This window comes from Providencia sp. Je.9.19 (genome assembly GCF_051129765.1).
Taxonomy (GTDB): Bacteria; Pseudomonadota; Gammaproteobacteria; order Enterobacterales; family Enterobacteriaceae; genus Providencia.
The window spans coordinates 1-425 of record NZ_JBCPSS010000036.1 but is presented as its reverse complement, the minus strand read 5'-3'; the positions used below and the strand labels follow the sequence as shown (position 1 = coordinate 425).

The 425-nt window shown below is 45.4% G+C and carries 2 pseudogenes; both read left to right on the top strand.

Going from position 1 to position 425, the window contains the following annotated elements:
- Positions 1-214 (top strand): annotated as a pseudogene (locus tag AAZR93_RS21610) (molybdopterin molybdotransferase MoeA); the annotation flags it as partial.
- A 2-nt stretch (positions 215-216) separates the two neighbouring features.
- Positions 217-425 (top strand): annotated as a pseudogene (moaA, locus tag AAZR93_RS21605) (GTP 3',8-cyclase MoaA); the annotation flags it as partial.

The window sequence follows — 425 nt, the reverse complement described above, 5'->3', positions numbered from 1 at the left end:
CAAAAAGCGAGCAGGACGCCAAGATTATCAGCGAGCGGTTTTTTGCCAACATGAAGACGGCAGTTTTAGCGTAACCCCTTTATCTGCCCAAGACTCCCACCGTGTAAAACAGCTTAGCCACGCCAATTGCTTGCTTGTATTACCCCAAGACAATGCAGGGGTAAAAGCAGGCGAAATAGTGACAGTGCAGCCGTTTAGTTGGAATTTTAGCTAACGATGACTCCGCAACCTTCTTCATTAAACTTGGTGGACAATTTTCATCGCCAGTTAAGTTATTTACGCCTGTCGATTACCGATTTTTGCAACTTTCGCTGTCATTACTGTCTGCCCGATGGCTATACTGCTAACGCGGGTAAACGCCCTGACAACGAGCTTTCTGTATCCGAAATCGATATTTTAATACAAGCCTTTGCCAAACTAGGTAC